We start from the raw sequence: 17,158 nt of genomic DNA, 5'->3' as shown, positions 1-17,158 counted from the left end.
AGTACTAAAGCTCATAGTTAAAAAATCTTAAACTATGTTAACTTTACTAAGATTGAAGTGGAATCTTTATTGTAAATCGATTAAGTTGGTAAAGTTTTAAAATTAATTATTGGAATGCGCAATACTTTCTTCTTGTTTGGATGCAACAAAACTTCCGCTCACACCAAAGTAGAAAAAACGAGGACGTTGCGGATTATAAATCAAATCATATTCCTCGAGTAGATTGTCTATTCCTGCAAACAGTTCTAAATGGTTTCCAATTTTCTTGAATACTCGAAGATTGATATTTGTAAATGAATTGACCATCCGATGTCCATACACAGGCTCATCGTTACAGAAACCGATATTATTTGCCGTACAGTATTTTTGTAAAGGCAATGGAATATTGGATCTCCATTGATTTAACTCCTCGGGATTGGAGATCGCAGCATAGATCTGAGAATTTACACTTCCAACTTCCGGCTTACAATGAAGTCCATCCAACTCACAGTATATTGGTTGTTTGCCGAATGCTATCATGAAAATTGAGAAACCAAATTTATTATTTTCATTATAATATCTTATACTTCCATTGATTCGATTTCTTACAACGGATTCAATGGGAAGATTAGTCAAACGATTTCGTGAATTTGTGAATGTATAGCCAAGAGATGCTGTGAATCGATTGCTCAGTTTATAATTCAAGGATGTTTCTATTCCGTTTGTCTCTACTTTTTCAAAATTTGTTGTTTGATAGATTTGCAATCCAGCAGTATCTCGATTTGGTTGTAGTCTGGTTCCTATTAGGTTGTCGATATTGTTGTAGAATAAATTCCAAGAAAACCAGAATTTTTTATTAGGTTCCCACTCTCCTCCAAGATTATAACTTCGTGAAATTTCGGGCTTGAGATCTGGGTTTCCTGTGACTCTGTAGCCCACACCTGGATTCTGAAAATCATAATAGAGTTCAACAAAGTTTGGTGCTCGATAACCCAACCCAGCACTCGCTCGAAAGATATATTCTTTTGTTGCATCCCATCTAGCCGAAAGTTTCGGCATTGTCTGATTGCCAAATTGGCTATCATTCTCATAACGAATTCCAGGAATTACGGAAAAATTTTTTTTATCAGAAACCTTCCATTCATCTTGAATGAAAACTGCATTTCTTTGCCGAGCTGCACTTCCACTGTCTTCTGCAGGTGGAAGATCAAACAAAGTATTTGGACAGAAGTTGGGAAAGTTTTTGAGACAATCGGCTTCAATTCTGGGTGATCGAATATTTTCTGCCAGAGCTTCAGCGCCAAGTGAGAAAGTGTGATTCTCAATCTGACTAAGATCAAGCCTTGAACGGAATTCATAAACATTGTTCAGTAGACCTTCATTTTTATTCAGTTCATCTGAGTTCCGTTGATCTAAAGTAAAGCGATCCTCGAACCTTGAATAATTCGTATTTAAACTTAGATGTGTCTTTTCATTGATTGCAGATTCTAACCCAACAGCTCCCATGAAGTCATGCGTCTGATTGCGCCTATCAAAGACTCTGCGAGGTTCACTAGAATCAACTCCTTCTTGATCTAAATATCGATATACTCCATTTAATAGGAGATCAGTATTATCTGTTAGGTGAAAGACGGAGCGATTCGATACATTCAAATCTTGAAATTTATTGGATGTGGTATTCTCAAGGGGAGGTTGGTATCGAGTATTGGTTCTCAGAAGGATAAGCTTATTCAGGTCCGACATATTTTCTGGAGTTGGATCGTATCCATCTTTTTGTGATTGGAATCTATTGTTTTTTGACCCAGGACTCGCATCAGGTGTTAAGTCATAACCATTTCCTCGATGCCAGCCTGCCGTAAATTGAGTAGAATAGAAATCTTCTCGGATGCCAACCGATCCTGAATTTCGAAATTCACCACCACTTCCATAGAATAGTTTTCGTCCAGTTCCATATAATGATCGGAAGTCTGCTTGGTAGTCTTCGGTTGCTTCTCTCATGATGATATTGATCACTCCAGCGATTGCATCCGAGCCATACAAAGATGACGATGCACCTTTGACAATTTCTATTCTTTCAATATCTTCTACTTTGAATCTTGTCAAGTCGATAGATCCGTTGAATCTTCCAGTTACACGCTGTCCATCAATTAGGATCAGGACATTTTGTGCGCTAAGACCTTGAAGCCTAACTGACTCACCCCTCTGTCCCGCTTCTGCTGGACGCACTTCGATTCCTGGAACATTGCCCAGAGTGTCCGCAACAGTTCTTGCACCCATTGATTCTATGTCCTTGCGCGTGATCACTTCTGTTTTGACTATACTGTCCTTGAGTAATTTCTTGCGTCTTGTCCCTGTTACTGTTATCTGGCTCTTGTCTAGATTCCATGGATCGGATACTTCCTTTTTTTCTGAATTTTCAGTCTCAATTTTATTTTCTTCGCCATTCAATTTTGAAAAGAAGAGAATTGTGAATATTACTGAAGCATAAATGATAAAGATTACTTTTTTAGAATGAACTAACATATTTTTAGATTTTTTATTTAAATATTGAAGTGATTATATTTATTAATTCATTTATATTTTTTTTACAAAATATATGAATGGTGTCAATTGATCCGTGACCAACGAAATTTTGGATAACCAGATGTTCCTGACGAACTATAATAATCCATCATTTGCAATTTGAAAACTGACGTTCCATTTGTTCCCCTAATGAGATAAACGTTGTTCTTTGCTGTTAGGATTGTATTGTTGTAGCTGTACCAATTGAATAGTGCAGGATTTGCGCTATCATTTACATCTGCAAACCCTCCGCCATCTTGCGACTGCAAGCTGTCTACCTGAATTGTACAATTCAACGAAGACACAGAATTAAAGGCAACAGATCCAGAGTCACATGCTCCCGCACTTCCTGAACCAGACGTTCCACTATTCGTTCCAATCAGAAATCTTCGGATTCGAATATCCCAAGCCCCTGTAGATAATACTTGCGTTCCACCAGACTGAAGGCTAATAAAGACCCAATTTTTTGTAGATGAAGCATTAACATTTGAGACAAATACATTTGAAGATTCTTGAGTTGTAGTTACTTTATCTAAAGCAGTATCTTCTCCCGATTGATTCGAGCTAGTTGATAGAATGTCTAGAGCGACTAGACTTACGAGGGCATCATCCTCTTCCTGTTTTTGTTCAAAAGAACATTGTATAAGCAATAGTATGATAATTGTATTGAATAGAAGTTTCATTTTTCTCTCCTGAAAAATGGGGATAGAATTGAATGCTATCCCCGAATATATTCTCTATAGTCTCTGTTAGTCTGTAATTGCTGTCTCTGATCTTACGACTACTTTATTAAGTGAGGTTCCATCATTGCTACGATAGATAAAATTTCTATCATCGCGTGTCTCAACTAGACTAGGCCAGTCCTTCTTTTCATAGATTGAATTTGTTGAAGTTAAGGTAGAAAGATTTGAACAATCTGCACCATTCAATCCGGTCGCCCAGATTGTGACTCTAGGTGAATTTCCATTCGATCCTTTTGTAACATCTAGACAGATAGTGGAAGGTCCGTGGATTCCTGTTGCTTGGTTTGCTCCACCTGGGCAAGAACCGGCAGAAAAACTTGGTGTCGCTATAGCTTGAGTTGTAAATAGATCTTGGGTTGTGAGATTTGTTGATCCGTTAGTTCCACTGAATGTGGACACGATCCAAGATCTATTACAGCTTGAACTTGTTCCCGCAAAAATTCTCCATCTACCGTCACCAGAGTTCGTAGTAGGAGATTGACTTCCACCAAATCCAGTAGCCACTGGAAAATTACTAGTATCTGTTCTTAGTCCATAACCAATCAAAAGATTGAGATAACCATTATTAGTTGTCATACCGACATTTTCAAATCTAAAATGTCTTCCAGCGCCTGCACTCGGCTTACACAATTCAATTAGATTGTCGAAATCATTTGTCGCATTATTGTTGTAAGTGGTCTCGCATTGCTTAGCTGCTTGCGCTGCTGCTTTACTCTGTTGATCTAAAGCAAGTAAGGTAAAAAGTGTCGACTCTTCATCGGAATCAGATGTTTCATTGCAAGCCCAGACAAGGCTCATGATTAAAAGGCTGAATATTATTTTTTTGTTCAAAGTATGTTTCTCCAAAAAGCTTAGTTGAGAATTAGTCTCAATATGACCATGGAAAAATTATTGTATTTTCGTCAAGAAATAATTGAAAATGAGAGTAAGTCTCAATATAGTTTTGACATTTGGTTCAGGCCTTTGCAGTTTGTCAATATGAAGGAAATTTTTACAAAACAAAGAGTTATTGGCTGTCTGGTCGGCGTCCTTATTGCAGGATTTTGCTCGTCTCTGCTTTCTCAGGCTACCAGTCCGCCTGAACTCAGAGTGGTTTCTCTGAATGGATCCTTGACGGAAATCATTTACGCCTTGGGGCGAGGTGACCATTTGGTCGGTTCTGATACAACTTCTATGTATCCAGAAAAAGCACTCAGTTTGCCAAAAGTAGGATACCAAAGAGCTCTGTCACTGGAAGGAATCATTGGATTGAAACCAACCTTGGTCATTGGAACGGAAGATGCTGGTCCGCCATCCGTAATCGACCAATTATCCAAATTGGGAATCAAAACCAAAATTCTGAGTGGAGAACCAAGTCTTGAGAATTGCTTAGAACGCATAAAATTCGTGGGCAATTTACTCTCAGCTCAGGATGAAGCAAAAATTCTTATAGATCGGATTCGCAATCGAGTTCAGAAATTAACAACTAATTTACCATGGAAAAAAAAGCCCGTTGTGATGATGGTATTTTCTCCTGCTCGAGGCGCGGTTCTTGTGGCTGGCAAAAAAACCAGTGCATCATCGATCATAGAGTTAGCTGGAGCCGAAAATTATATCTCTGAATATGAAGGATACAAACCTTTATCTGCGGAAGTAATTCTACAGAAAAAGGCTGATATAATATTGATTACGGATCATACTCTTCAATCCTTAGGCGGACGAGAAGCGATCTGGAAACTATCAGGTCTGGAAGAGATCAAATTGAATCAGAGACCAAGAATTGTATCAATGGATGATCTTCTCTTACTTGGATTCTCATCTCGCTTAGACGTTGCCATTGAAGAGCTACAATCCAAAATCCAGAATGAAAGTTCTCGAAAATGAGAAATGGTTTAATCTATACATTTCTTTTTATGATATTCGCTGCATTGAGTCCCATTTATTTATTTCAAGGTTCAGTCGATATCAGTTGGCGGGACATTTTGTCCGCCGAAGAAAGTATTGAAAAAACTGTATTTTATAATATTAGAATGCCACGTTTTATTCTTGCGATTGTATCTGGAGCAGGACTTGCAGTTTCTGGTGCGATCATCCAAGGGATATTCCGCAATCCTCTAGTAGAACCTTCCTTGATTGGGATTGCTTCTGGGAGTGCGGTTTTTGCTTCCATTGCGATTGTCTTCTTCACGCAAATAGTCGGAATTCTATTTTTTCTCCAGGGCTTTGCTTTTCTAGGAGCCGTTTCTGTGTCGGCACTTGTATACTTTATGTCTGTGCGAAATGGTCAAGTATCAGTTCTCAAATTACTGCTCATGGGAATTGGAATGAATGCTATCTGTGGATCGATTCTCGGACTGCTTCATTTCTTAGCCTCTGACTCTCAACTAAGAGAGATTACATTTTGGTCTTTGGGTTCTCTTGGTGGAGCCAATTGGTTTGCCGTACTAAGTGTGATGCCTTTTGCTCTATTGCCAGTGTTTAGCATTCCATTTTTTGCCGGACCATTGAATGCTCTAATCATTGGTGACAAGGAAGCTTTGCATATTGGCTATTCCATCGAAAAGTTCAAAATGTTCGCCCTATTGATCATTTGTTTATCTGTCGGAGCGATCGTGTCGATAACAGGAATCATTGGTTTTATAGGATTGGTTGTTCCACATATAATAAGATTATTTGGCCGAGCGAATCACAATTTTCTTTTGCCTGCATCCGCTCTACTCGGAATGATTCTCATGGTAACAAGTGATTGGATATCCCGAATACTTATTCCTCCAACCGAAATTCCAATTGGAATCCTAACCGCAGGAATTGGTGCACCTGTTTTTATATGGATATTATCGAAAAAGGATCAACTAACAAAATGATTCGAGCAGCAAAGATTAATAAGAGATTTGGATCTAGGGAAATTCTCAAAGACATTGATATCCAAATCGAATCCAGCGAGTTAGTTACACTTCTCGGACGCAATGGGGAAGGGAAGTCCACACTTTTTCGAATCTTGACTGGAGAATCGAGACCAGATGGCGGTGAAGTTTTTTTAAATGAACAATCAATAGCTGACTTGAGTTGGAGACAAATGGCTAAAATTCGTTCGGTATTGCCACAAGATTCTCATATTAGTTTTCCAATGCGGGTTTCAGAAATTGTCGAGCTTGGTAGATCTTCATATACGAGTGATCGGGAGAGGACTTTTCGATATGTTGACAAAGCAATGGGTTTGACTGAGGTCGACCATCTTCGAAATCGATTCTATGATGAACTCTCCGGAGGAGAAAAGAAAAGAGTTCAGATAGCAAGAGTTTTGTGTCAATTGGAATCTGATGAACCAACTAAAGGATTGATTCTTCTTGATGAACCTGTCAATTCATTAGATGTTTTGCTTCAGCATCGTATAATGGAAATATTACGGCATCTAGCTAATATAGGATATGCGATATTTGTTATATTGCATGATTGGAATCTTGCTGGGATCTATTCTGATAGGATTTTGATTTTGGATAATGGTAAAATCATCAAGGATGGTAGCCCAAACCAAGTGATTTCGTCCGACCTCTTAGAAAATAATTTTGGAGTATCAGCCCAGATTTATGAATTAGGAAAATCTAGAATTGGTGGTTTCTCAGAATCAGCAATAAAGCCATTGATTAGAAATAATAGTATAAATATAAGGAAAAGTGAACAGAATGAACGAAACTAAAGAATTAAACCCAAGAGAAGAATTGAAATCCAAATGGATTCAATTAAAGAATGAAAATGAAAAATTGAGAATTCGTGACGGTGCCGAAATGTTAAACGTTTCAGAACTTGAACTTTTGCTAACTGATATCGGGAGTGAAAATCCAATAATCACAATTCTCAATATTAGTCCCGCAGATATTTTATCCAGAGTCAAAGATCTTGGCTATGTAATGGCTTTGACTCGTAATGAACATTGTGTCCATGAAAGAAAAGGAATTTATGGAGAATTCCAAAAGAACAATCAAATGGGACTTTTTACCGGTCAAGACATAGACTTAAGAATTTTCTTGAGTCATTGGAAGTATGTAGTTGCAGTTCAAGACGAGAAACAAACTGGAGATATAAGTCGTAGCATACAATTTTTTGATAAATTTGGAACTGCCGTACATAAAATTCATTTGAATCAACAGAGCGATCACGAAGAATTCTCTAAAATCGTTGCTGATTATGGAAATAATGATGCCGATACAATTATCAAACTTGAAACAAAAATCCAGAAAGCTCCAATACAAAAATCGGAATTGGATGATGATCAGAAGAAACTATTTCTAGATGAATGGAGCGGATTGCAAGATACGCATGATTTTTTTGGATTGTTGAATCGATATTCTGTGTCAAGAATCCAAGCGATGTCCATAGCTGAAGGTAAATTCTGTAATAAACTAGATAAAGATTCAGTTAACAAAATGTTAGAAAAAGCATCCGCCAATGAAATACCTATAATGGTTTTTGTATACAATCCAGGTATTGTACAAATACATACAGGGACAGTACAAAATATCAAAAGAATGGGTCCATGGTTGAATGTATTTGACAAAGAATTCAATTTGCATTTGCGAGAAGATCGTATAAGTAATGTTTGGCTAGTTAGAAAACCAACTGCCGATGGTGATGTACAATCTATTGAAGTCTATGATGATCAAGATGAACTCATAGTGCAGTTTTTTGGTGAGAGAAAACCTGGAAAAGCTGAGAGGTCGGATTGGAAAAACTTATGCAAGGATTTTATTGACTAATTTCAGATGATTCGTGCTATATGAATCCATGCATGGTTCAAACAATTTAAATCCAAGAATTTTGTATTTGGATTTTCTGCGTGGCTTTGCTTTGTTTGGAATTTTGATTGCGAATCTTCCTTATTTGGCTGAGCCCATGTATGGCTTCTCAGAATTTAATTCTCAGATTTCGAATTGGGCTCGAGCAATTGTAAGTTTCTTTGTCGTAGGCAAATTTTTTATCATCTTTTCGTTTCTATTCGGATATGGCTTCGGAATCCAAATTGAAACGAAAAACTCGACAAAGGATTCCGATCAATCGTCAAGACGGAAATTCTATAGAAGATTGATTGGTTTATTATTTTTCGGAATTATCCATGCAGCATTTCTATATGACGGAGATATTCTCGTCACCTATGCAATATTAGGTTTTATCCTATATCAATTTAGGAATATTTCCTTTTTTGAATGGAAGTTAGCAGTAGTATTGTTTTGGTTATTATCTCTAGTTTGCTATTTTTTATTGGGTTTATTAACTTATATGGATTCGACCAATGAGACTATCCTGCAAGCTCTTTCTCAAGATTCTATAAAAGCGCATCTTGCTGATTTTCCCACAACTGCAATTCAGAAAATTTATGAACTTTTCTATTCATTTCCCTACTTAGTTCTCTACAATTGGCCTTCTGCATTCATGATGTTTCTTATTGGGATCTGGGCTCACAAAAATAGAATTATCGATAAAGACTTGAGTGAGATTCTAAGCATTCTCCGAATGAACAGAATGCGAGTTTATACAATTGTCATTATTGCAATTGTATCAAATTTATGTTATACGATTAGTTATTTTCTAAATCATGATTTTGTGTATGGAGCGATATTTTCTTCATTTCTTGCTTTCGGAGGATTGAGTCTATCGCTTTTGTATTGCCTAGGTTGGAAATATTTCATCGAGGCAGCTGAATTGAATTCGGAGAAAAATTACACTGTTAACTCGTTAACTTTATTCCTTCGGAAAATTCGATTCGGATTTATAAATTTGGTCGCTGGATCTGGAAGAATGTCGCTAACGAATTATCTATCACAGTCATTTATTTGTAATTTTATTTTTAATGGATGGGGACTAGGGTTCTATGGGCAATTGCCTCCAGAAATTTATTTCTTCCTTTCCGTTCCCATATATATTTTCAATTTGATTTTTAGCAATATTTGGTTAAGATATTTTGCACAAGGACCACTAGAATATGTCCTCAGAAAATGGACAAAAATCTAATTAAATTTTCTAGAAATAGGGGATATTCTCCTATTGACTAATTTATTGAATATTCTATAATTACACGCTATGAGATCGAATAAATTAGTACACAATGCCCGCGCTTTCCTAAATATTTTTACAATCGCAATTATCTTCACAATGGCAGGAATAGATTTCGAGCTTCAAGCGCAAGAATCAGTCTATAATTCAATTTTGAAAACGGGAGGATTGTTCGAAAAGAAAAATCTCGGAGTCAAATTATCAACTTACAAATCGAAATCTCTTCCATTTATCAAGTTATTATTGAATGATAAAAGCTACTGGAATCGAATTTCCGGAATCGAAGCAGCTAAAGGATTCGCAGATGCTGAAGTCGATGAGAAAATTCTCAATATGTTCCGTGATGATCATATGACGACTTCGGAAACTAAGCAATACATCCAAGATCGCTACTCAAAATTCGAATCCAAATTTATTGAACTCTACCGCAATGAATTCGACACTAGAAAAAAGCAAGATTTACTGAGACTCATCATGTATCCAATACCCAGTAAGACTCAAAAAATGTTAAAAGAGGAAATAGAGCAAAAAAATGAAAAAAATCGAGAAATAGCTTTTGGTGTCTTCACAAATAATGCGAACAAAATCAAAAATATAAATCCATATGATTCTTATATTCGAAATTACTTACAGGATCCTACATTAAGAGTTTTGGTGATCGATTATATTCAAGCAAATGGTAGTAAACAAGACCTTCCTATTTTTCTAGAAATTCTTGATTCGGAAAAGAGTTCTTTTAAAGAAAAATCGGTCGCGCTTAGAGCGCTTAGAGATTGGGCTTCAATCAACGAACAAAGAAAATACTATGAAGAAATCCTTACGGAAAATTCTCCGAATGATTCTCTTAAGTATATTGTGATTCAAGTTTTACCATATATTAAATCGGAAAAAATTAGAACAAATTTATGTGAATTATCTCAGCGAAATTCAAGTCAGGAAATTCGAATCACCGCAGCTTTGGCTCTAATCTCCTATGATAATGCATTGAATATTCCTTGCTTAGAAAAAATAGCTATTGAAAAAATTGATCCTAAACCACCCGCTAATCTAGGTGATGCGATAATTGTTATTATGACTTTTGGAATATCTGGGTTTAAAAATGCTAGAGATGAACAAGTTCGAAGACAGAATTTTACATCCAACCAGACCAAAATTCGTGAGCATTTAAACTATCTTAAGAAAACGTTAGAAGAATAAACCCAGAGTTATCTATCGATAACTTGATTTGATCGTCTATTCCGCTTTTGAGATAAGAAGAAATCCAGATTTCATGTAAGGTTTAGAATATGTAAGTTTTTCTTTATCAAAGTAAAAAAGAATTTTTCCTGATCTATCTATGTAGGCAGAATAATTGATGCTTTTTTCTGATTCTGGATCATAAAATCTCACATAACTTACATTCTCCGAGAAAGATTCTGCATCAATGAAAATATATTTACCATCAATTCGATCTAAGACTTTTCGGAAATTGTCATCATAGTAAGCTCCAATACCAATTTTGTTCCCTTTATATTCCTTATATTCAGTCGCAGGAACCCATTTATCATCCCATAGTAAATTTCTAAATGAAACCACAACTGAGAATTCACTTTTTTTATTTGTTCTCCAATTGTATAAATAGCTCTTACCGAAAGATTCACCCGGTGCTGGCATGAATGACAAAATGCCAAGTCCATTTTGTATAGGTGCTTGAATGTTTCTAAAGGTATGATTGGGAAATAAATTATCTCCTTTTGCGTTTATTAAAATATACTGAGAATCAATAATCATTTTGTAGGATTCTACAGTTTGAACAAAGGCTTTGCCAAAATAAAAAGGTTCTACAGAAAAGTATTTTGCCGGAATGACCCATTCACCTTTAAAATTTCGATAGCCCCATTTAATATTTTTTTCTTCATCCAAGCTTGGACAAGGAATCATTCCTTCACGGATCGTTAGCTTGGGATTCTGGCTACTTTCAAGAATTGATGGCTCACGAAAATCTAAGATTTCACCTGATTTGGACAGCCATGCCCATTCATATTTTGGCGTTCGATCGTAGGCTTCACCATTCATTCTTAATGCAACTCTCGCATATCCAAAGTTAAATTTACCTGCTCTTAGGAATTTTTTATCCGTGAAGGCAAATTTGCCAGTTTTGTCAATATATTTATAGCTATAAGTGTTTGGATCGTAAAGAATTGCGAATCCTTCCTGGAAAGCAGAAGGTCTATAAGTCCATTGAGGTGGAATGACCCATTGGAATTTATCATTCTGGAATCCATATTTACAATTTTTATTATTTTCATCACATTTAGCGGACGCACTTAAACCTTCAGAGAAATGATCTCTCCAATTTTCTGATAAATTTTCCACAATCTTACCTTCACGCGAGATCAATCCATAGTATGCAGTTGCTGATGGATAACTGGGAAAGACAATTTTTGAGGCTTCGACAACAATTGTTGCTGCTTCAATTTCCCTGTGGAAAATATTTCCAAATACAAATTGAACAGTACTGCAGCCATATGTAACAAATAGTAGTGGAAATAGATAAAAAAGTTTTCTATGCATTCAATAGATTCCTAGAATAAAAGTATCATCATAAAAGGATTTGGAAAAGTATAGGAAGCTTTTCGTACTAAATGTCCACTTGCTCATACTTATCATTGTATTTGGTTACTTTTTCTTTTGAGTGAATATTGATAGTCACACCTGGATCAATTTGTTTGCCCTTTATTTTGTATGCAACTGGACAATTTACCTGAATTTCGCTCACAGTATATTCTTTCTGATTGCCCATAGTCATAATCATATTCGCTGTAGTTAGTTCGCAACTTGCGGGAATCGTGTGACCAAATATTTTATGCTCTGACATGAGAATTATCTTTTTGGGAATCTCTGGCATTTGTCTTTCTTTGAATAAGCTAGCATAGTAAAAAACGGTTCCTTTCTTCCAAATATGTGGAAACGTTTTAATAAAAGTTTTATCTGTGATAGCTTGGTCAGAACCTAGAATAACTTTTGCAATTTGCCCTTCATCACTTAGGAATATCTCTGTTCCGGATTTAAAGGTTGTTCCTTGAAATATTGCATCCTTCTCAAGAGTAAAATTAGCAACGTAGTTTTCTTCATCTGCAAAGATTCCCATATTCAATAATAATATGGATAGAATTGATATTCTTGCAATTTTTGATACTGTTGTGACTAACGATTTCATCATATTTCCTCGAATTATAGTTTTCATTTAAAATGATTCATTCCAATTCCGAATATATCACATATATAATTTATTGACAATAGGTGATTTTACCCTATGACAGTATAACATGATTATTTAACATAATTATATATTGCGATAAAATGAAAAATGGAACCAGCCATTACAAATAAATGCCAGACCAAATGATGATAAGGCATTCTTTCCATGGAATAAAAAATTGTTCCAAATGTATAGGAGAGTCCACCTGCGACCAATAGCCATAGGCCAGCGGGTTCCATTGCAGAAAGCATTGGTTTAATCGCAAATACGATCATCCATCCCATGAGGATGTACAATGATAGGGAAATATATTCTCTTCCATTGATAAAGAAGCTTTTGTAAAAAATTCCAGCAATTGCTAATAACCAAACAATTCCGAATAGAAGCCAACCTAATGATCCATTTAAGCTAACGAGAGTTATTGGAGAATAGGATCCAGCTATTGCTAAAAATATAGAAGCATGATCAATTCTTCGGAATATTTTTTTAGCATTGGGTGAAGGAAGAGCATGATAGAAAGTTGAAGCCAAATATAAAATTGTTATTGATGATCCGTATAAGATGAATGAAAATATTTTTAGAGAATATGAATCTTCCATTCCTTTCAAGATTAGAAAAATTGTTCCAGCAATTGCCATACCAGCACCTATTCCATGAGATACCAAATTCGCTAGTTCATGGCGAAAACTACGACTGAGTCTTCTGCGATGGTGTGCAACTCTGGTTCTCGATCTTTTCGTCTGCGATGGCAAAGATGTCGGTGCTTGAGATAGTTTTCGCTTTTGTTTGGGTTTTGATTTAGTAGAGACTTTTTTTTTGGCAATTTTTTTCAACTTAGATGAATCCTTAGAAGGGTGCTTTTCACATTATATTATTCTGATCCATTTTTGTTGTAGTAAAATATTCAGAATTCCTTCAATAAATCTTTCCAGATTTTTTCTGTATCTAGTAATATTTTTGTTTTCCATCTTTTGGAAGAAGGGTAAAACATTTCGCGATATTTCTCTTGAATTGATAATTTCTCTTCTTCGTCTTCATATCCATTCCAATAGCCTTGATTTTCCAATATAGTTCGATGAATTGATTCAATTGCACCAGAGGTTGTATGTGAATTTAGAGTTCCGTATTCAAATACCATAGGAACACAAATTTTTATATTAGGAATGAGTTCGCATATATGAGTTGATAGTTCTCCAGTTACCGAATAGAAATCTTCATTGGATGCCCAATCAATCTGATATCCCTGAAAGATTTTTTCTGTTTCTTCCTTAACAGTAACATCTTTGGGATCACTAGGAAACAAATGCAATACCCCCCGTTCTCCGTATCCTGTATGTAAGTCGATAAATAATACTTTATTGGAATTTCCAATTGATTCAATAATAAGTTTATCTAAAGGTTTACGTAAGGGTTCAAAATCCTGTCCACCAAAATAGATTCCGCGTGGAAATTCATACTGACCTTGTAGTATGGACTGTCTGAGAGTTGCCATTCCTTTCATTAGTATATTATAAATGGCTCGAATGGGAAAAAATATATTGGCTATACTTCTTGTATTTGCTTTTCCATCTGGATTCAAAAGGTCGTAGAGAAGTGGATACCCATCATTTTTAGTTTTGAAAAGTGATGTTGAATTGCCAAAGTTTCTATTGAGATCAACATTATTCTCTGTTCCACGGCGAACATTATGAAAGCCCCAAGGATTAATGGAATGTATGATAAGAATTCCAGTGTTCTTAGAATCGACATAAGCAGGGTAAATTTCTTCTAGAAAATGCCTCTGCATTGCAGCACCAACAAACGCTTCCGCTCCATGAATTCCCGAAGATAGTATTAAAGTTTTCTCGTTTTTTAGTCTGGCGGGAATGTAAAGATAATCAATAGTATAATTAAAATTTATATCATCCTTCGTTGGAATCACAATGGAAGAAATTTTACAATCAGGAAATTTATTCTTAATTTTTCGAGCAGAGATTAAGAAAGAGTTTCGACTTGATAAGTAATCTTCTTCAAAATACAATTCAACTCTTGAATCAACCTCATTTGGAAGTGTCTCATCCAATTCGGACTCTGGATTTCCACAAGTTATGAAAAATGAGGCTGCGATAGTGATGATATAAATTAATATATATTTCATTGGCAAAATTTAAGTTGCATAATATTTCTGTCAACGCTTTGAGTTTATCATAAAAAAACCCAATACTATCAATATAATGCAAATTACTAAGTTTCTAAATGTAGGGGAAAATTTAAAAATTAAATAATATACTGATTATCTTATATAAATTGATTTTTTAAATTTTTCACTTGTTCTATTTGCACAACCATTCAAATTGGTACGCATTCTTAGGGGGACGGAATTATCGCTCTTCAATTAAGTGCCATCGCAATATTTTATTTCTCAATCTTCATAGTTGGAATGTATGCATCAAGAAAAGATGAAATCGACAGTTCGAGCGATCTAATTCTTGCTGGAAGAAAAATTCCTTTCTTTGTAGGAATATTCACAATGACGGCTACCTGGGTCGGAGGTGGTTATATCAATGGGACTGCTGAGGCTGTTGCAGATCCTGAGCAAGGATTGGTATGGGTAATCGCTCCCTGGGGATATGCAATCAGCCTCGTGTTAGGTGGAATATTCTTCGCTGGAAAAATGAGGTCGTTGGGCTATACAACTATGCTTGATCCTTTTGAGCAGAGATATGGTAAGAAGATTGCAGCTTTATTGTTTATTCCAGCATTAATCGGGGAAATTTTCTGGAGCTCAGCAATTCTTACGGCATTGGGAACGACCTTTGGAGTTGTACTCGGATATGATTTCCAATCATCAATTTTAATTTCTTCAATCGTTGCAATCGGATATACTGTATTAGGTGGCTTAATGGCAGTCGCTTATACAGATGTTCTTCAACTTTTTTGTATATTAATTGGACTTGCAATTGCTATTCCTTATGTTACCGATTCGCAAGGTGGCTTAATTGCATCTTGGAATTTATATGGAGAAAGAATGGGAGACGCAGGCAAAATATTTCCGGATTGGAAATTTTTCTTCGGTAGTTCGGGTCTTACCTGGATAGATTCTGTTTTTCTTTTAGCGCTAGGAGGAATTCCTTGGCAAGTTTACTTTCAAAGGGTTCTATCTGCACAGTCCCCTAAACAAGCAAGGCAACTATCTTATATTGCAGCAATAGGATGCATTCTGATGGCAATACCATCCATTATAATTGGAATAGCTGGAGCTACTGCAGATTGGGACTCTTTAAATATAGAAGCCCCGCCCAGTTATTCTTTAATTCTTCCTTATGTTTTGCAGCACCTAACGCCTCCACTGATTGCAACCGTTGGGCTCGCAGCCGTTGCAGCAGCAGTGATGTCATCTATTGACTCTTCCATACTTTCTGCGAGTTCTATGTTTTATTGGAATATCTATAAGCCGTTTACGGACTATCGTAAAAAAAATCCTACAGATAAACAGGAGAATCCGAAAGAAGTAAAAAGGGTAGTGCAAATTGGCATCGTAGTGATTGGTGCAATCGCTACTGCGATTTCTCTCCAAGTTCAAAGTGTCTATGCGCTTTGGTTTCTATGTGCTGATCTTGTCTATGTTGTGCTTTTTCCTCAGCTAACTATGGCTTTATTTTATAAAGGTGCGAATCGTATTGGTGCTGTGGCAGGATTCGTAGTATCTTTTTTTCTGAGAATTGGAGGCGGAGAGGAAACTTTTGGATTCGATCCATTCCTTCCTTATCCAGACGAGAATTTTCCATTGCGAAGTTTTTCTATGGTAATGGGATTGTTAACAATTTATTTCGTCTCTTTAATCACTCAGAAATGGTCGAAGTCAATAGATCTAAAGAGCAAATTCAATACTTAATTATGCTTGATCAGTTTTCATGATTTATCAATTTATCGTCCTATGATTCGATTAGAAAAATTTATCCAATACGATGCCTTACTAAGTTCGAAAGAGCTACAATCTGCTAAAAAGGAAATTATATTTATGTATATTTTCTTTAATTTTATGATATTTTTTATGATTTATCTATCTTTTACTTTTGCAATTCCAGAATTAATTGAGAAGAAGAATTATTGGGTAATTCTATATTTTTTAGTATTTACGGTAAACTTATTTGTTCCGTTCATTCTATACGCAAAAATTAAGAAAATGAGAGAAACTATCAATAATAGAAAAGGTTTCCATTGGGAAGGCACAGTGCTTTCTAAATATAAAAAAGGAAAAGATGGATTCAACATAATAATAGTAATGGGAGATCGCGAATTTACTGTCCCTGTATTCTGGAGTGATAAAATAAATTTAGGAGAGCGGATCAATCTCGTGACAATGACTGATATGGAATCCAACAATCCAACTGTTTTAGCTTTCTATCCGGTGAACCAAAATACAAATTTACACAAGACATTTAGCGAAGGCGAGCGCCTAGGCGCGATTTACACAATGGAAGAAGAAAGCAGTGAAGTTCTTACTCATCTTTTGAAGGTAAGTAGTTTTCGATTGAAACAGAAAGGTTTTGATAAGAATCCAAGTTCCGTTCAGGAATTTTTGGAAATTATTAGACAATAGATCGAAAGATTTTTTTTAGAAAAG

General features: G+C 35.8%; 15 protein-coding genes. 8 read left to right on the top strand and 7 right to left on the bottom strand.

Annotated features, from left to right (window positions below; all coding sequences use genetic code 11):
- Positions 1-102 precede the first annotated feature (102 nt).
- The 3 genes from O4O04_RS17785 to O4O04_RS17775 all read right to left on the bottom strand — a co-directional run bounded on the left by O4O04_RS17785 (position 103) and on the right by O4O04_RS17775 (position 4,115).
- Complete coding sequence (locus tag O4O04_RS17785; RefSeq protein ID WP_272533146.1) at positions 103-2,502, bottom strand: TonB-dependent receptor plug domain-containing protein; 2,400 nt, start codon at positions 2,500-2,502, stop codon at positions 103-105.
- 83 nt (positions 2,503-2,585) lie between these two features.
- Entirely contained in the window at positions 2,586-3,224 is a 639-nt protein-coding gene (locus O4O04_RS17780) for an HmuY family protein (RefSeq protein WP_272533145.1), read from the bottom strand.
- A gap of 66 nt (positions 3,225-3,290) precedes the next feature.
- Complete coding sequence (locus O4O04_RS17775; protein ID WP_272533144.1) at positions 3,291-4,115, bottom strand: hypothetical protein; 825 nt, start codon at positions 4,113-4,115, stop codon at positions 3,291-3,293.
- A gap of 147 nt (positions 4,116-4,262) precedes the next feature.
- Here O4O04_RS17775 and O4O04_RS17770 point away from each other — a divergent pair, with 147 nt between their 5' ends.
- The 6 genes from O4O04_RS17770 to O4O04_RS17745 all read left to right on the top strand — a co-directional run bounded on the left by O4O04_RS17770 (position 4,263) and on the right by O4O04_RS17745 (position 10,508).
- Complete coding sequence (locus O4O04_RS17770) at positions 4,263-5,147, top strand: heme/hemin ABC transporter substrate-binding protein (RefSeq protein ID WP_272533142.1); 885 nt, start codon at positions 4,263-4,265, stop codon at positions 5,145-5,147.
- Complete coding sequence (locus O4O04_RS17765) at positions 5,144-6,127, top strand: FecCD family ABC transporter permease (RefSeq protein WP_272533141.1); 984 nt, start codon at positions 5,144-5,146, stop codon at positions 6,125-6,127. The genes O4O04_RS17770 and O4O04_RS17765 overlap by 4 nt, the downstream gene beginning before the upstream one ends.
- Positions 6,091-6,960 (top strand): heme ABC transporter ATP-binding protein, encoded by an 870-nt coding sequence (locus O4O04_RS17760; protein WP_272533140.1) that lies wholly within the window; start codon positions 6,091-6,093, stop codon positions 6,958-6,960. The genes O4O04_RS17765 and O4O04_RS17760 overlap by 37 nt, the downstream gene beginning before the upstream one ends.
- Positions 6,947-8,017, top strand: coding sequence for a hemin-degrading factor (locus O4O04_RS17755; RefSeq protein WP_272533139.1), 1,071 nt, complete (start codon positions 6,947-6,949; stop codon positions 8,015-8,017). Before O4O04_RS17760 ends, O4O04_RS17755 begins: the two co-directional genes overlap by 14 nt.
- 28 nt (positions 8,018-8,045) lie before the next feature.
- Positions 8,046-9,269, top strand: coding sequence for a DUF418 domain-containing protein (locus O4O04_RS17750; protein WP_272533138.1), 1,224 nt, complete (start codon positions 8,046-8,048; stop codon positions 9,267-9,269).
- A gap of 69 nt (positions 9,270-9,338) precedes the next feature.
- Entirely contained in the window at positions 9,339-10,508 is a 1,170-nt protein-coding gene (locus O4O04_RS17745; RefSeq protein WP_272533137.1) for a HEAT repeat domain-containing protein, read from the top strand.
- A gap of 36 nt (positions 10,509-10,544) precedes the next feature.
- Here O4O04_RS17745 and O4O04_RS17740 read toward each other — a convergent pair whose 3' ends face one another.
- From O4O04_RS17740 to O4O04_RS17725, 4 genes are all read right to left on the bottom strand, one after another.
- Positions 10,545-11,864, bottom strand: coding sequence for a WG repeat-containing protein (locus O4O04_RS17740; RefSeq protein WP_272533136.1), 1,320 nt, complete (start codon positions 11,862-11,864; stop codon positions 10,545-10,547).
- Between the two features lie 67 nt (positions 11,865-11,931).
- Positions 11,932-12,537, bottom strand: a complete 606-nt coding sequence (locus O4O04_RS17735) for a hypothetical protein (RefSeq protein WP_272533135.1) — start codon at positions 12,535-12,537, stop codon at positions 11,932-11,934.
- An 86-nt stretch (positions 12,538-12,623) separates the two neighbouring features.
- Positions 12,624-13,385, bottom strand: a complete 762-nt coding sequence (trhA, locus tag O4O04_RS17730; RefSeq protein WP_272533134.1) for a PAQR family membrane homeostasis protein TrhA — start codon at positions 13,383-13,385, stop codon at positions 12,624-12,626.
- 71 nt (positions 13,386-13,456) lie between these two features.
- Positions 13,457-14,689: a M14 family metallopeptidase gene (locus tag O4O04_RS17725; RefSeq protein WP_272533131.1), complete on the bottom strand. Its 1,233-nt coding sequence runs from the start codon at positions 14,687-14,689 to the stop codon at positions 13,457-13,459.
- 282 nt (positions 14,690-14,971) lie between these two features.
- Here O4O04_RS17725 and O4O04_RS17720 point away from each other — a divergent pair, with 282 nt between their 5' ends.
- Both O4O04_RS17720 and O4O04_RS17715 read left to right on the top strand, forming a co-directional pair.
- Positions 14,972-16,426, top strand: coding sequence for a high affinity choline transporter 1 (locus tag O4O04_RS17720; RefSeq protein WP_272533130.1), 1,455 nt, complete (start codon positions 14,972-14,974; stop codon positions 16,424-16,426).
- A gap of 126 nt (positions 16,427-16,552) precedes the next feature.
- Positions 16,553-17,134 (top strand): hypothetical protein, encoded by a 582-nt coding sequence (locus O4O04_RS17715; protein WP_272533129.1) that lies wholly within the window; start codon positions 16,553-16,555, stop codon positions 17,132-17,134.
- The last annotated feature ends 24 nt before the right edge of the window (positions 17,135-17,158 follow it).

The sequence above is a fragment of the Leptospira sp. GIMC2001 genome (assembly GCF_028462125.1).
Taxonomy (GTDB): domain Bacteria; phylum Spirochaetota; class Leptospiria; order Leptospirales; family Leptospiraceae.
Note: the sequence above shows the minus strand (reverse complement) of the source record. Positions and strands in the feature narration are given on the sequence as shown.

Excerpts from the sequence above, each read along its gene's own strand:
- O4O04_RS17760 (WP_272533140.1), top strand. The coding sequence starts at position 6,091 with ATGGATATTATCGAAAAAGGATCAACTAACAAAATGATTCGAGCAGCA.
- O4O04_RS17745 (WP_272533137.1), top strand. The coding sequence starts at position 9,339 with ATGAGATCGAATAAATTAGTACACAATGCCCGCGCTTTCCTAAATATT.
- O4O04_RS17750 (WP_272533138.1), top strand. The coding sequence starts at position 8,046 with ATGCATGGTTCAAACAATTTAAATCCAAGAATTTTGTATTTGGATTTT.
- O4O04_RS17725 (WP_272533131.1), bottom strand. The coding sequence starts at position 14,689 with ATGAAATATATATTAATTTATATCATCACTATCGCAGCCTCATTTTTC.
- O4O04_RS17770 (WP_272533142.1), top strand. The coding sequence starts at position 4,263 with ATGAAGGAAATTTTTACAAAACAAAGAGTTATTGGCTGTCTGGTCGGC.
- O4O04_RS17715 (WP_272533129.1), top strand. The coding sequence starts at position 16,553 with ATGTATATTTTCTTTAATTTTATGATATTTTTTATGATTTATCTATCT.
- O4O04_RS17755 (WP_272533139.1), top strand. The coding sequence starts at position 6,947 with ATGAACGAAACTAAAGAATTAAACCCAAGAGAAGAATTGAAATCCAAA.
- O4O04_RS17765 (WP_272533141.1), top strand. The coding sequence starts at position 5,144 with ATGAGAAATGGTTTAATCTATACATTTCTTTTTATGATATTCGCTGCA.
- O4O04_RS17780 (WP_272533145.1), bottom strand. The coding sequence starts at position 3,224 with ATGAAACTTCTATTCAATACAATTATCATACTATTGCTTATACAATGT.
- O4O04_RS17785 (WP_272533146.1), bottom strand. The coding sequence starts at position 2,502 with ATGTTAGTTCATTCTAAAAAAGTAATCTTTATCATTTATGCTTCAGTA.
- O4O04_RS17735 (WP_272533135.1), bottom strand. The coding sequence starts at position 12,537 with ATGAAAACTATAATTCGAGGAAATATGATGAAATCGTTAGTCACAACA.
- O4O04_RS17720 (WP_272533130.1), top strand. The coding sequence starts at position 14,972 with ATGTATGCATCAAGAAAAGATGAAATCGACAGTTCGAGCGATCTAATT.
- O4O04_RS17740 (WP_272533136.1), bottom strand. The coding sequence starts at position 11,864 with ATGCATAGAAAACTTTTTTATCTATTTCCACTACTATTTGTTACATAT.